A 13417-nucleotide genomic window follows, 5' to 3' on the forward strand; every position below is an offset into this window, starting at 1 on the left:
TGAAGATATTACTTATCATGGTGTATTGATAACACCCGCTGCGGCGCAGACGGGTGTTGGTAACGCAGTCAGCGCTATTATTTTTCTTCTAATTTACGCAGGCGAATATTTAACTCACCCAGTTGCTTACTATCAACCACACCCGGTGCATCGGTCATAATACAGGCCGCACTCTGGGTTTTAGGGAAGGCAATCACGTCGCGGATGGATTTGGCGCCGGTCATCAACATCACCAAACGATCTAGACCAAAGGCCAATCCACCGTGTGGCGGTGCGCCGTATTTTAAGGCATCAAGCAAGAAGCCAAACTTTTCATCGGCCTCTTCTGGACCAATACCCAGTACGCGGAATACCGCTTTCTGCATGTCACTGCGGTGGATACGCACAGAACCACCACCTAATTCAGTTCCGTTCAAAACCATATCATAGGCAATAGACAAGGCCTCGCCCGGCGCTTTTTCCAACTCTTCCGGCGAGCATGACGGCGCCGTAAAAGGATGGTGTAAAGACGTCCAGTTGCCGCTGCCGTCCTGCTCAAACATCGGGAAGTCTACTACCCACAGTGGCGCCCACTCACAGGTATATAGTTTAAGATCTTCGCCCAACTTACAACGCAAGGCACCAAGGGCTTCATTAACAACCTTAGTAGTGTCGGCGCCAAAGAAGATCAGGTCGCCATTTTCGGCCTCAAGACGCGCCAAAATAGCTGCGCGAACTGGCTCGGGTAAAAATTTCACAATCGGCGACTGCAGGCCATTTTCCAGATCAGATTTATCGTTAACCTTGATATAAGCCAGACCCTTAGCGCCATATATACCAACAAACTTGGTGTATTCGTCGATTTTCTTGCGGGTCAACGCCTCATTACCGCCAGGTACTTTTAAGGCCGCAACACGCCCATCAGCACTGTTAGCTGGGCCTGAAAAAACTTTAAACTCGACTTCCGTCATCAGGTCGCCAACATCAACCATTTCCAATGGAATACGCATATCTGGCTTGTCGCTGCCAAAGCGCGACATTGCCTCCGCGTATTTCATGGTCGGGAAACTGCCGAGATCGATATTCATTACCTCTTTAAACAGATCGCTAATCATGCCTTCGGTGACAGCCATGATCTGCTTGTCATCCATAAAGGAGGTTTCAATATCGATCTGAGTGAATTCAGGCTGACGATCCGCGCGTAAATCTTCATCGCGGAAACATTTGGCGATTTGATAATAACGGTCAAAGCCAGACACCATTAACAGCTGCTTGAACAGCTGCGGTGACTGCGGCAAGGCGAAGAACTTACCGGCGTGGGTGCGACTAGGCACTAAGTAATCACGGGCACCCTCAGGTGTGGCGCGCGTCAAAATCGGAGTTTCTATATCAAGGAAGTTCTGGCTATCTAAATAGCGACGCAGCACTGACGTAATCTTTGCGCGCAAGCGTAATTTGTCAGAAATCTGCGGACGACGTAAATCTAAGTAGCGATAGCGCAGCCGCACGTCTTCACCAACATTAGTGTGGTCGTCAAGCTGAAAAGGTGGGGTTTCCGACTCATTCAGAATTTCCAGTTCTTTACCCAGCACTTCAATCTCGCCGGTCTTCATATTGGCGTTAACCGTTGCGCCAGCGCGAGCGCGAACCCGGCCCCGAATACGCAGCACGTACTCGCCACGAACACGGTCAGCAGTGCGGAAATGCTCTTCGGTATCTGGGTCAAAAACGACCTGAACAATGCCTTCGCGGTCACGCATATCGAGGAAAATAACCCCGCCATGGTCACGGCGACGGTCAACCCAGCCACACAGGGTGACCTCCTGATCTATATGTTCACTACTCAAGCTGCCGCAATAATGACTGCGCATGTGTTCTATTCTCGCTATATCAAATGTGTATCTAGGTAATGCCATTGGCACTGCGTGCTCTGTGCCAATCGCTAAATTCTAGGGGCCGCTAATGCTATGGCTCGCCCTATCTCAGCGCTAGGAGGCTGGTGCGGAGGACGAACCACCGGCAGAGCCTTCACCTGCTAAATTCTTCTTTTTACCACTGCCTTTAAAATCAGTCTCGTACCAGCCGCCGCCTTTTAGACGAAACCCGGCCGCCGAAATCTTTTTCACCAATGCGGCGGCACCGCACTGTGGGCAGTCTTTTAAAGCAGGATCACTCATTTTCTGCAGTGCTTCATGCTCGTGTTGGCAGGCCTGACACTGGTATTCATAAATCGGCATAAGAAAACTCCCAAAACTCAAAGCAGATAAAAGAAGTCATATCGAGCCAAGCGGCGCAAAAGGAGCGGGATTATAACGCAAAGCGGGGGTGGCAATAAATGCAGCAGCGAGTTTGAGGGGAAATAAACTGTTAGAGAGGGTAAATCAGCCTCGAGCACATCAAAAAATGTCGAGGCTGACGGCAATCAGACTTAAACAGCGAAGTCTTTCAGTTTTTTCAGTGGACGAACCTTAACAGCAACACTCGCTGGCTTGGCTTTGAACATTGTTTCTTCACCAGTAAACGGGTTAATCCCTTTGCGTGCTTTGGTAGCAGGCTTTTTAACCGTGGTGATTTTCATCAGACCGGGAATCGTGAACTCACCCAGAGCACGCTTTTTAACACTGCGCTCAATCAGTACTTCTAGCTCTTCAAGAACCTCACCAACCTGCTTGCGCGTCAAATTGGTGTTCTCAGCGATCTCGGTGAGGATTTGAGTCTTGGTCATTTTCTCAGAGATAGCTGTTGTTTTGCGCTTGGGTGCGGCAGCAGCGGCAGCAACTTTCGCTTTAGCTGGAGCTTTTTTGGGGGCAGCTTTTTTGGGAGCAGCTTTTTTTATCGCCATTAGAATATTCCTGTATCACACGTTAAGTTTTATTGGCCTAAATACGGTTCTGAGCACTAAGCAGCGAGTACCGCACGCTGATCACACATCTGTGCCTGCGACTATCTATAGTAGATTGTGCTAAGCAATACAAGATTAATACGCTTTTTTCGGCCTAAAACACTACAAAAGAAGCATTATTTGTATAACACGCACTATAACTCACGTAAATTTACGTCGCGACAAACTCGGCAGACCAGCCCTACAGAGCTTAGAATTGTGTTTGAGGCCAGCCCTAAACCGAGTTTTATGGCTCGCTCAACAGGGGGACATCGCTAGCAGCGTAGGCGGCGCGCAACCGTTTTAGGTACTTATTCAGCGCATCCACGTCATAGGGTATTGCTGGGAGCAGCCCCCAGACTGGCTTCGGCCACCCCACATCATTGGAAAACCTCGCAATATGGTGAATATGAAGCTGTGGCACCATATTGCCAAGCGCCGCCACGTTTAGTTTTTCGGCATTGAGCTCACTGCGCAGCAGCGCGCACGTGGTATTAGACTCTTTTAGATACAGCTGCTGATCAGCAGCGCTAAGATCGCAGATCTCTCGCAGCTCATCACGCCGCGGCACCAATATCAGCCACAGATACTGACTATCGTTCATCAATAAGACTCGACATAGCGGTAGATCTCCCACCACAGCACAATCTCTTGCCAATACTTCATGTAATTTGAACATCACTCCCCCTGCGGCCTGTACCGCGCAAGCGATCAATCGTAAAATGCTCGGACTCTGATAAACAAGGCCAGAACTTCATTATGCGCGCTAGCCAATTCCTTATTGCCACCCAAAAAGAAACTCCAGCCGACGCTGAAGTCATCAGTCATCAACTTATGCTGCGAGCAGGCATGATACGCAAGCTCGCCACTGGGCTCTACACATGGTTGCCTATGGGCCTGCGAGTATTGCGTAAAGTCGAAGGTATTGTCCGCGAAGAAATGAATCGCAGTGGCGCGATGGAAGTCATGATGCCAATTGTTCAGCCCGCAGAGCTGTGGGAAGAGTCAGGCCGCTGGGAGCAATACGGCGCCGAACTGTTACGAATTGGTGATCGCCACAAGCGCGCTTTCTGTCTTGGCCCCACCCATGAAGAAGTCATTACCGACCTAATTCGCAATGAAATTAAGAGCTACAAACAACTACCGGCAAACTTTTACCAAATTCAAACGAAATTCCGTGATGAGATTCGTCCTCGTTTTGGCGTAATGCGCTCGCGCGAGTTTATTATGAAGGACGCCTATTCCTTCCATAACGACCAAGAATCACTGCAAGCTACTTACGATGTAATGCATGCAAGCTACACTCGCATATTCACCCGCCTAGGTTTGGATTTCCGGCCGGTGATTGCCGACACCGGCTCAATTGGTGGCAGCGGCTCACATGAATTTCATGTTCTGGCCTCTTCAGGCGAAGACGATATCGCCTTCTCTGACACCTCAGACTACGCCGCCAATGTTGAGATGGCCGAGGCACTCGCCCCTGCCGGCGATCGCCCTGCTCCCAGCGGCAACGTAGAAAAACTCTCCACCCCCGGCGCCCACACGATTGATGAAGTGAGCGCCTTGCTGAAGGTTTCAGCCAATCAAATTCTAAAAACGCTAATTGTATACAGCGATAGTGATGAAAACGGTAACAAGGACCTGATCGCTTTAGTGGTGCGCGGCGACCATAGCTTGAATGACATTAAGGCAGAGAAAATCGCCGGCGTCGCATCGCCGCTAAGCTTCGCCAGCGAAGAAGATATTCAGGCCCGCCTAAATTGTAAGCCCGGCTCTATCGGCCCCGCTGGGTTGGACATACGCGTTATTGCCGATCGCAGCGCAGCGCATAGTGCTAACTTTATCTGTGGCGCCAATGAAGACGGCTTTCATCTGAGCGGCGTCAATTGGGATAGAGACGTCAGCTTTGCTGAAACTGCAGATTTGCGCGATGTGGTGGAAGGCGACCCTAGCCCCGACGGCCAAGGCAGCTTGCTAATTAAGCGCGGCATAGAAGTGGGCCATATATTCCAGCTTGGCACTAAATATTCAGAGGCGATGAACGCGACTGTACTCAATGAAAATGGCAAAGATCAAACCATAACAATGGGTTGCTACGGCATTGGTGTCACCCGAGTTGTGGCCTCGGCTATTGAACAAAACCATGATGATAAAGGCATTCTTTGGCCAAGCAGTATTGCGCCTTTCGAGATTGCGATTGTACCTTTAAACATTCAAAAATCTGAGCGCGTTCGCGAACAAGCAGAGCTACTCTACAGCTCCTTGCTGGGTATGGGCTATGACGTACTGCTAGATGATCGCAATGAGCGCCCCGGCGTGAAATTTGCTGACATGGAGCTAATCGGTATACCTCATCGCATCGTGATCGGCGACCGCGGCCTAGACAAAGGCATGTTCGAATATAAAAACCGTCGCGCCAGCGACAATGAGGATGTCGCACTGGACGATATCGTCGACTTCATCCAGCAACAACTGCCTCGCTAAATGTTTGGAGTCAGTACCAAGCAAGCTGGCCTAGCCGTATTAATGACGCGGCTAGGCTTGGTTGTCCTACTGCTAAGTTCAACGTTTAGCCTTGCAGATGCAGTGCCTGCTATGGATGGCGGCGGCGAGACCATGACGGCGGCGCAGCAAGAGCGCGAAGAATTACGGATTTTCCTGAAACAGGCCGTCAGCGATGCAGATAGCTTTAAGGACCGTTTCGATGCCGAGGTTTGGCTATTCGATATGTCCGGCCGCATGGCGCGATTTATTAAAGACCCGCAAGCGCGACTCACTTTTCTACGCAGCGTACACCGCGAAGCCAGTGCCGCAGACTTAAGTCCCGAAATAGTATTGGCACTCATTGAAGTCGAAAGCTATTTTGATCAGTTTGCGGTATCCCGTGTCGGTGCGCAGGGCTTGATGCAAGTTATGCCCTTCTGGAAGAAAGAAATCGGACGCCCCGATGACAACCTCACCAATGCAGATACCAATCTGCGCTACGGCTGCCAGATTTTGCAATTTTATTTACAAAAAGAAAAAGGCAATCTGCATCGCGCGCTGGCCCGCTACAATGGCAGCCTTGGTAAAAGCTGGTATCCAGAGCGAGTATTTGATCGGTGGCGCCGGCATTGGTATAACGGCGAAGTAAACATTTATTAGACTAACGCGGTGGTCTGTCGCCGCCATGCTCTGGCGAACCGGGTCTGGGTGGCTTATCTTGCATGCGCCCCAGTTCTCGCAGCGCAAACTTAAGCCTCTGCTCTGGTGGTAAGGTCGCCAAGACAGTTGCCAGCACTTGGTGGCTGACCTGCTTTAAATTACTGTCAGCCATTCTAATTGCCTGAAAACCGCTATTAATTTGCACCTCAGTGGCTTGCTCGCTTTTTAATATACCCACCATGTCGCGCTTGGCAGCCCGGAGCCGCCTATACGCCTTTGCCATTTCTTTGCGATGCATCTCCAGAACTTGGCGCATAGGTTCCGCCAACTCCTTGGGCTCATCTTTCAATAATTGCTTAGCCATACCATGCATGGCATGACGCTCTTGCCCCATTAAACGATGGCCTATATACAAGCCCAACAGCAAGCCATTTAGCACTAAGGAAACTAACAGAGCGATAACTAGGCTTTTACGTGAATTCATAATTCTGTACCTGCAATCCAATTACTGACTTCATAAGTCGCCGTTGCATCAAAGATATAGATATCGGGGTCGGTATAATCAGCAAAATAACCACTCGCCCCAAGTAACACACCTAATAATGCTGAGGCCATCGCCGCCGCAAAACTCAAACGCCAAGGCGGAGTAAATGACGGCTCGCGAGGCAGCCGCTCGCCGGGCAGAGCAATGTTCGCTAGGCGCACCTGCAAAGCTGCACTTGGCTCCAGATCAGGGACAATATCTTGATACCACTTAGCGAGCTCGCTTTCTTCACACCGCGCGTCTTGCCACCGCAGCGCGCAAGAATCTATGCGCAGAAAAACCGGCAATAGCAGACGAGCTAAGAAGGGCCAATGCGAGGCATCAGCACCGTGGCGCGCCAACAGCGCAGAAAATATTTGTTCTGCCAATGTCATTCCCGACCTCCCAATCGCGTTCGCAGCTGCTGCTTCGCTCGGCTAATTAACGATTCAACCGCTTTAGCCGACAAGCCCATAATAGTTGCGATATCTTTCACCGACACGTCCTGGTAAAAACGAAATGCCATGGCTGCACGCTGATTATCTGGCAGTGATTTTAAGGCATCAAAGACAAGGGCATTATCACCCGCATTCACTATTGGCTCTGGCGCCGCAGTATCGACAATCGACTCGACCAAGTTATCATCGACTACCAAACGCTGCTGAACTCGCTGACGAAAATTGAGGGCTAAATTATTAGCCACGCGATATAACCATGTGGTCAGCTTGGCATCATCGCGCCATTCTGGCGCTTGCTTCCAAAGCCGCTCAAACACCTCTTGGCAAAGGTCTTCTGCGTCATCGCGAGAAAGCACTATGCGGTAGACAAGATTCAACACCATTTTACTATGGCGGCCCAACAGCATCGCAAAAGCCTGTTGGTCGCCATCTGCTACTCGCCGCATCAATTCGATGTCAGATAACTGCACGCTGAATCCTAAAGGTCGGCGAAAAAGGGATATTAATTACACGCCGTCACCCTTGCGGTGTTCGCCGTCATGTCCCTCACCACCGTGACCGCGCATTGCCTTAAACATTTCACGACGATCAATAGTGCCATCGCCATTGCGATCCATGCGCGTCGCCATTTCATCGGTGCTGGCGGCAAACTCGTCTGCAGAAACTTGCCCGTCCTCGTTAGCATCAGCGCGATCAAAGCGGTCTTTCTTGTTTGCTTTGCGCTCAGCCTTCATCTGCGCCTTGTACTCGGTCACTTCTTCACGGCTCAAATTACCGTCACCGTTCAAATCCATTTTTGCAAACTCCGCATTGCGATACTCAGATAGCTCAGTGGTTGTGACAGTGCCATCGCCATTGAGATCAAAATTTGGGCGCGGTTTTCGGTCTTCGCCGGCGATCGCTGACACCGCCGCTAGAGAAACGATAACGCTGAGAATTTTTTGTGCTGTATTCATATTTGTTACTCCCAAGAATCATTGCTTAGAATCATTGATTAGAATTTTGCTTCATTGCTACGGCCGTTAATGATTAAACACCGCAGGTGCAAAAATCCTTCGCAGGGAGCGAAAAATAATAACTAACATAAGAGATATACACTCGGGCTAAGTGATACTGAACTCATAGCGCCACACACCCGCCTCTAAATAACAGCGATTTCTAGGGCCAGAAAGAGTGGGATCGATCGCCGCATAGCCAACATCGCCGTCATACAACATGCAGACAACATCATTATGTGAGGATATTAGGGGCTGAAAATAAGGCACCGTGCGATCAAGATAAAAACGCCTGGCATCATGCTGGGTTCCACAGGCAGCAAGCTCGGCCAGCGTAACCACGGTGGGCGGCAATAGGGCTAGCTCACCACGCCGATGCAGCTGTAAAAAGTGCTCTGGGGTTCCCCAGAGGAAATCATCCATTTCCTCGCCATCAACAAGCACCTCAGCATTGTCACCCTCGGCAAGAAAGAACCAGGTAGCAAATCGACGACCCATGGCGGGTGGCGTTGTCCAATGCGACAGCAGCAAAAAGTCCTGCGTTCGCAAAGAAATGCTGGCTTCTTCCATGGTCTCTCTGGCGGCTGCAGCGCGAGCCGCCTGCTCCTCGTTCGCGGCGCCATCATAATCTTCAGGGTCAAGAGTGCCACCTGGAAAAACCCAATGACCGCCACCGACTTTAAGTTGCTTGTGTCTTCGCAACAGCAGGGTTTCTAGACCTGCATCGCTGTCGCGAGTAATAACGGCTGTTGCCGCCGCTCGAATATCACTTGTCATTGCTTAAAACCCATCGCGCTATATCAACAAATGATCTAGCGTCTCTATTATTGTTTCAGCACGCGGCCGGATTCGAAAGTTATCGGTTAGATCAGCGTAAATTATGGTGCCGCTTTCATCGGTCATCAACACCGTTGGCAATACCGTATCGTAACCATAGCCCAACATTCCCAGCGGCACACCGTGACGATGAACAATACCAAGACTAATTGCCGCTCGGTTATTATCATCCACATAGAATGGCATGGGCACCCCGAGACGGGATTGCTGCGCTGCACTTTTCTTTGGGCTTTGCGGACTTATCAGCACTAGCTCTACACCACGCTCACCGAAGGCATCGTAATGTTTGGCTAGATCCGCCAGCTGTGCCTGACACATTGGACACCAGTTGCCGCGGAAAAATACCCATAACACTTTTTTACCAACAAAACTCGAAGATGATAGCTGCTCGCCATTGAGGGTCGCCAGCGCGAAATCCGGTAACTGCACGCCTTTTTGCAATAACACATTATCGCTACGATCTAGGTAGGTATACCAAAACACATATACCAGCACCCCACCCAGACCAAAAAACAAGGTATAAAAGGTGGGTAGCGGCTCCATCTCTATCACGGTGAGCACCGAGCCTAAGAGCGCCATAACCACTGGTGTTGCTATAAAACGCACAACGCGGATATAGGGGAAGGTATAAACCATACTCATAAAGAGCACCAGCGGCCCAACCGCCAGCAGGGCACCCAACCAAGACAAGCTAAATGTAGCATCTCCCAGAAGGTGACAAATACTTTGGATGGAAATCGCAATACACAAGACCAGATAGGGAATTGCATACCAGCGCTTAAGCTGCGATATCAGGCCCAATATCATCAATTGTTATCCCTGCTATTCACCAAACCTCTTAGCGTTTCACTATGAAACCTGCTTATTGTATTGTAGCTTGACCCTATACGTGCTTTTTAGGCTATTGACCGAAAATAAGTGCGAGCAACGTAAGCGGCAATAGCTCATAAAAATATTAAGACTTAAACTAGCGCCGCATTGAAGGTCATAGCTTACGCCTCGGCGATGCAAAAAAACATAACAACACTAAATATATCAGATAGTTGCAAACACAGGGTGTGGAATCAAATGGCAAAACTTTCGATAATGGATTTAGGCTTTTTTCTGACTGAGACTGACGCAAGCCCCAAACATGTGGGTGGCCTGCTTATGTTTAGCAAGCCCACAGCGGCAGCGGACGACTATGTTGAAAAGCTGGTTGACGAGTATGCCTGCAACATTGATGAAATCCGCGCTCCCTTCAATCAAATCATTCAGTTTTCCGTCTTTAAAGCACCGAGCTGGGAATGTGACAAAAACTTTGATATCAGCAAGCATGTTTTTTATCACACTATAGAAGGTGATGACTTTCGCGACGGTCTTTATGACTTAATTGGTGAGTTACACAGTGTCCGTATGGATCGCAGCCGACCCATGTGGGAAATGCATGTTATTCAAGGTATTGATGACAAGCGTTTCGCACTGTACACCAAGCTGCACCATGCTTATGCCGATGGCGTGACCATGTCATCGTGGCTGGTGAATAGCCTAAGTGAATCTGCGCGAACAAAATCTGTAACACCGATATGGTCAGTTTTACCGCATAAACGCAGGCAAAGTACCGCTGACAGTATCTCAGTCATGAAGGTATTAACGCAGCTCGGCGGCCGCTACACCGATTATATAAAAGCATTTACAGGCCTCAGTAAGCTCAGCGCGCAGCTCGCTTTAGAAACTTTAAACCTAACAAAAAATGCGGTTGCCGTGCCGTTCAGAGCCAATAGTTCCACCCCGCTAACAGGGCAAGTCAGTGCCGGGCGTCAAATCGCCACTGCAGCTGTTGATATGGAGCGAGTGCATCGTCTGCGCAAACTCACTAGATCTACTCTCAATCACATAGCCTTAACGTGTATCGACGGCGCACTGCATCGCTACCTGCAAGATTGCGGAACCGACATCAACGAACCCATCACTATTCAAATGCCGGTGAATTTGCGTAAAAGTGGCGATGATAGCTTGGGTAATAAAATTGGCATAGTGCTTGTCGAACTCGCTAGTAAAACCACCGACCCCTATGAAAGATTGCGTGAAATAGGCTTTACGCTCCGCAATGTACGCTATCAAATTGATGGCGTACCACCGGCATCAGTGATGGCGTATACCGTTCTGCTCGGCGGTGTATCACTGATTGCTGAAGCCCTGAAACTGGGCGACGTACTGCCACCACTAGGTAACACTTTAGTGTCAAATGTACCGGGGCCTGCTAAGGCACTTTACTTAAAAGGAGCAAAACTTGAAGAAATGTACCCGATTAGCGCCTTAACACCGAGCAACCATCTAAATATTACGCTATACAGTTATGACGGCCGTTTACAGTTCGGCTTGGTGGCCACCACTGCCATGCCAAACCTCAATGTTCTTGGCGACTATATACACGATGCATTTGACGACCTAGAAAAGGCCGTTTCTCCATCTTTATTAGCTAACACGAAAAAATAACACCGGAATAGATACCTAAAACTCAAATAAAAACCTGGAGATTTACCATGAGTTATTTTGTCACTGGCGGTACCGGATTTATCGGTAGCGCCCTAATCGAACGTCTCGCCAAGCGCAAAGGCACTATCTACCTCCTAGTGCGCCGCGGTTCAAAACAAAAATACAAAGATCTTCTTGAAAAGAGCGGACTTAGTTCAGACCGCCTAGTGGCGATAAATGGTGATCTATCCAAACCGCGCCTCGGTATTAGCCCCAAAGATATGACAACCCTTAAGGGTTCGGTAAAACACTTCTACCACCTTGCTGCGATTTACGATCTAAAAGCTGACGCGGCGAGCCAAGAGATTGCCAATGTAGAAGGCACTAGAAACGCCATCGCCGCCGCCGAAGCCATGGATGCCAAATGCTTTAACCTAGCTAGCTCTATTGCTGCAGCGGGCTTGTATCGCGGCACCTTCCGTGAAGATATGTTTGAAGAGGCCAAAGGCCTAGAGCACGCGTATTTCCGCACCAAGCATGTCTCAGAGGGTTTAGTGCGTAACGAATGCAAAATACCCTACCGCATATACCGCCCAGCCTTGGTCGTCGGCGATTCTAAGACCGGCCAAATCGACAAGATAGACGGTCCGTATTATTTCTTTAAATTGCTGCAAAGACTTCGTAATCGTATACCGCAGTGGGTACCACTGATCGGCATTGAAGGCGGACAAATGAATATTGTCCCCGTTGACTATGTTGCTGATGCAATGGATTTCTTATCGCACAAGGCTGGCTTAGATGGCCGCTGCTTCCACTTAGTCAATACCGAGTCACAGCTAGTGGGTGAGGTTTTAAATATTTTCTCGAAAGCCGCCCATGCACCCCGCTTTGCAATGCGTATTGATATGCGGATGTTTGCCTTCATTCCAGCATCAATTCTTAATCTAGTGAAAGGGCTGCCACCTGTTCGCAGAATAATAAATGCCATTCTCGCTGATTATCAGATTCCACAAGACGCCGTGAGCTTTATGAATATGCCCACTCGTTTTGATACTCGCGAGACGCTTAAGGCATTGAAAGGCAGCGGAATCGCACCCCCAGCGTTAGAAGACTATGCGCATGTCATCTGGGATTACTGGGAGCGCAATCTCGATCCAGATCTATTTGAAGATCGCTCGCTGCGAGGCAATGTAAAAGACAAAGTTATTGTTATTACCGGCGCGTCATCAGGTATTGGTAAAGCGGCGGCAATTAAATTGGCAGCGGCCGGCGGTAAAGTCGTCTTAGTCGCACGCTCTCTTGAAAAGCTGGAAGAGACTCAAAAGGAAATAGCTGACAAAGGTGGCTCTAGCTATGCTTATAGCTGTGATGTATCCGACTTGGAGTCCTGCGACAAATTAGTCGCCACGGTGCTGGAAAATCATGGCCAGGTGGATGTACTTGTTAATAACGCGGGCCGCTCAATACGGCGCTCACTGGAATTAACGTTTGATCGCTTCCACGACTTTGAACGCACTATGCAGCTGAACTATTTTGGCGCTATTCGTTTAATTATGGGACTGGCTCCGTCAATGCTAGAGCGCAAAGTTGGTCACGTGATTAATATCTCGTCGATTGCGGTCATAGTTGGCACCTCACCGCGCTTTTCGGCATATGCCGCCTCTAAATCGGCTTTAGATGCTTTTTCTAAGGCAGCTGCAGCTGAGTTCTCTGACCGGAATATCGCGTTCACAACGATTAATATGCCACTGGTTAGAACACCGATGATTGGGCCAACATCGATCTATAACTCGGTGCCAACACTGTCTCCGGAAGAAGCGGCAGACATGATTTGTAGCGCCATTATTCGCAGACCGAAACGCATAGCTACGGGCCTTGGCATTACCATGCAAGTCCTTAACGCAATTATGCCAAAGGCGGTGGAGATCACTATGAATATGGTTTTCCGCACATTCCCAGACTCTTCAGCAGCCAAGGGCGACGGTGAAGAAATCAAGACCGAGGCGTCTACCGAGCAAATTGCACTGGCGGCCGTTTTAAAAGGCATTCACGTCTAGGTTCAAGTTCTGGCTTAACATCCACTCAGTCAGTAATAAGCGAGCGAAGCTCGCTTATTACCTAATTGAGCTCCCTTCTTTCTTAT

14 protein-coding genes are annotated in these 13417 nt (G+C 49.4%); 4 read left to right on the plus strand and 10 right to left on the minus strand.

Features of this window, described 5'->3' with window-relative positions; genetic code table 11:
- Nucleotides 1–77: 77 nt before the first annotated feature.
- The 4 genes from aspS to AB4875_RS15065 form a co-directional block, all read right to left on the minus strand.
- Entirely contained in the window at nucleotides 78–1850 is a 1773-nt protein-coding gene (gene aspS, locus AB4875_RS15050) for an aspartate--tRNA ligase (RefSeq protein WP_368377091.1), read from the minus strand.
- A 117-nt stretch (nucleotides 1851–1967) separates the two neighbouring features.
- Nucleotides 1968–2216 carry an FmdB family zinc ribbon protein gene (locus AB4875_RS15055; protein WP_368376879.1) on the minus strand — a complete coding sequence of 83 codons (249 nt, stop codon included), beginning with the start codon at nucleotides 2214–2216 and terminating at the stop codon, nucleotides 1968–1970.
- Between the two features lie 191 nt (nucleotides 2217–2407).
- Complete coding sequence (locus AB4875_RS15060; protein WP_368376880.1) at nucleotides 2408–2821, minus strand: HU family DNA-binding protein; 414 nt, start codon at nucleotides 2819–2821, stop codon at nucleotides 2408–2410.
- Nucleotides 2822–3107: 286 nt separating this feature from the next.
- Complete coding sequence (locus AB4875_RS15065) at nucleotides 3108–3539, minus strand: HIT domain-containing protein (protein WP_368376881.1); 432 nt, start codon at nucleotides 3537–3539, stop codon at nucleotides 3108–3110.
- An 80-nt stretch (nucleotides 3540–3619) separates the two neighbouring features.
- Between AB4875_RS15065 and AB4875_RS15070 the strand changes: the two genes are divergently transcribed.
- Both AB4875_RS15070 and AB4875_RS15075 read left to right on the plus strand, forming a co-directional pair.
- Nucleotides 3620–5344 carry a proline--tRNA ligase gene (locus AB4875_RS15070; RefSeq protein ID WP_368376882.1) on the plus strand — a complete coding sequence of 575 codons (1725 nt, stop codon included), beginning with the start codon at nucleotides 3620–3622 and terminating at the stop codon, nucleotides 5342–5344.
- 111 nt (nucleotides 5345–5455) lie between these two features.
- Nucleotides 5456–6004: a lytic transglycosylase domain-containing protein gene (locus tag AB4875_RS15075; RefSeq protein ID WP_368377092.1), complete on the plus strand. Its 549-nt coding sequence runs from the start codon at nucleotides 5456–5458 to the stop codon at nucleotides 6002–6004.
- Between the two features lies 1 nt (nucleotide 6005).
- Here AB4875_RS15075 and AB4875_RS15080 read toward each other — a convergent pair whose 3' ends face one another.
- The 6 genes from AB4875_RS15080 to AB4875_RS15105 all read right to left on the minus strand — a co-directional run bounded on the left by AB4875_RS15080 (nucleotide 6006) and on the right by AB4875_RS15105 (nucleotide 9624).
- A complete protein-coding gene (locus tag AB4875_RS15080) occupies nucleotides 6006–6488 on the minus strand; it encodes a periplasmic heavy metal sensor (protein ID WP_368376883.1) in 483 nt (160 codons plus the stop codon).
- A complete protein-coding gene (locus AB4875_RS15085; protein WP_368376884.1) occupies nucleotides 6485–6922 on the minus strand; it encodes a hypothetical protein in 438 nt (145 codons plus the stop codon). The genes AB4875_RS15080 and AB4875_RS15085 overlap by 4 nt, the downstream gene beginning before the upstream one ends.
- The gene (locus AB4875_RS15090) at nucleotides 6919–7455 is read right to left on the minus strand and encodes an RNA polymerase sigma factor (RefSeq protein ID WP_368376885.1); all 537 of its coding nucleotides are present in this window, start codon (nucleotides 7453–7455) and stop codon (nucleotides 6919–6921) included. Before AB4875_RS15090 ends, AB4875_RS15085 begins: the two co-directional genes overlap by 4 nt.
- A gap of 36 nt (nucleotides 7456–7491) precedes the next feature.
- Complete coding sequence (locus tag AB4875_RS15095; RefSeq protein WP_368376886.1) at nucleotides 7492–7941, minus strand: EF-hand domain-containing protein; 450 nt, start codon at nucleotides 7939–7941, stop codon at nucleotides 7492–7494.
- Between the two features lie 147 nt (nucleotides 7942–8088).
- The gene (locus tag AB4875_RS15100) at nucleotides 8089–8757 is read right to left on the minus strand and encodes an NUDIX hydrolase (protein ID WP_368376887.1); all 669 of its coding nucleotides are present in this window, start codon (nucleotides 8755–8757) and stop codon (nucleotides 8089–8091) included.
- Between the two features lie 18 nt (nucleotides 8758–8775).
- Complete coding sequence (locus AB4875_RS15105) at nucleotides 8776–9624, minus strand: peroxiredoxin family protein (protein WP_368376888.1); 849 nt, start codon at nucleotides 9622–9624, stop codon at nucleotides 8776–8778.
- 261 nt (nucleotides 9625–9885) lie between these two features.
- On the opposite strand from AB4875_RS15105, the gene AB4875_RS15110 reads away from it, so the two are divergent.
- Nucleotides 9886–11295 (plus strand): wax ester/triacylglycerol synthase family O-acyltransferase, encoded by a 1410-nt coding sequence (locus tag AB4875_RS15110; protein ID WP_368376889.1) that lies wholly within the window; start codon nucleotides 9886–9888, stop codon nucleotides 11293–11295.
- A 47-nt stretch (nucleotides 11296–11342) separates the two neighbouring features.
- Nucleotides 11343–13331 carry an SDR family oxidoreductase gene (locus tag AB4875_RS15115; protein WP_368376890.1) on the plus strand — a complete coding sequence of 663 codons (1989 nt, stop codon included), beginning with the start codon at nucleotides 11343–11345 and terminating at the stop codon, nucleotides 13329–13331.
- Nucleotides 13332–13417: the final 86 nt, after the last annotated feature.

The organism is Zhongshania sp. R06B22, assembly GCF_040892595.1.
GTDB lineage: Bacteria > Pseudomonadota > Gammaproteobacteria > Pseudomonadales > Spongiibacteraceae > Spongiibacter > Spongiibacter arctica.

Bases quoted from the DNA above. Each gene is read 5' to 3' on its own strand.
- aspS (WP_368377091.1), bottom strand. From the start codon at position 1,850: ATGCGCAGTCATTATTGCGGCAGCTTGAGTAGTGAACATATAGATCAG.
- AB4875_RS15055 (WP_368376879.1), bottom strand. From the start codon at position 2,216: ATGCCGATTTATGAATACCAGTGTCAGGCCTGCCAACACGAGCATGAA.
- AB4875_RS15060 (WP_368376880.1), bottom strand. From the start codon at position 2,821: ATGGCGATAAAAAAAGCTGCTCCCAAAAAAGCTGCCCCCAAAAAAGCT.
- AB4875_RS15065 (WP_368376881.1), bottom strand. From the start codon at position 3,539: ATGTTCAAATTACATGAAGTATTGGCAAGAGATTGTGCTGTGGTGGGA.
- AB4875_RS15070 (WP_368376882.1), top strand. From the start codon at position 3,620: ATGCGCGCTAGCCAATTCCTTATTGCCACCCAAAAAGAAACTCCAGCC.
- AB4875_RS15075 (WP_368377092.1), top strand. From the start codon at position 5,456: ATGGATGGCGGCGGCGAGACCATGACGGCGGCGCAGCAAGAGCGCGAA.
- AB4875_RS15080 (WP_368376883.1), bottom strand. From the start codon at position 6,488: ATGAATTCACGTAAAAGCCTAGTTATCGCTCTGTTAGTTTCCTTAGTG.
- AB4875_RS15085 (WP_368376884.1), bottom strand. From the start codon at position 6,922: ATGACATTGGCAGAACAAATATTTTCTGCGCTGTTGGCGCGCCACGGT.
- AB4875_RS15095 (WP_368376886.1), bottom strand. From the start codon at position 7,941: ATGAATACAGCACAAAAAATTCTCAGCGTTATCGTTTCTCTAGCGGCG.
- AB4875_RS15100 (WP_368376887.1), bottom strand. From the start codon at position 8,757: ATGACAAGTGATATTCGAGCGGCGGCAACAGCCGTTATTACTCGCGAC.
- AB4875_RS15105 (WP_368376888.1), bottom strand. From the start codon at position 9,624: ATGATATTGGGCCTGATATCGCAGCTTAAGCGCTGGTATGCAATTCCC.
- AB4875_RS15110 (WP_368376889.1), top strand. From the start codon at position 9,886: ATGGCAAAACTTTCGATAATGGATTTAGGCTTTTTTCTGACTGAGACT.
- AB4875_RS15115 (WP_368376890.1), top strand. From the start codon at position 11,343: ATGAGTTATTTTGTCACTGGCGGTACCGGATTTATCGGTAGCGCCCTA.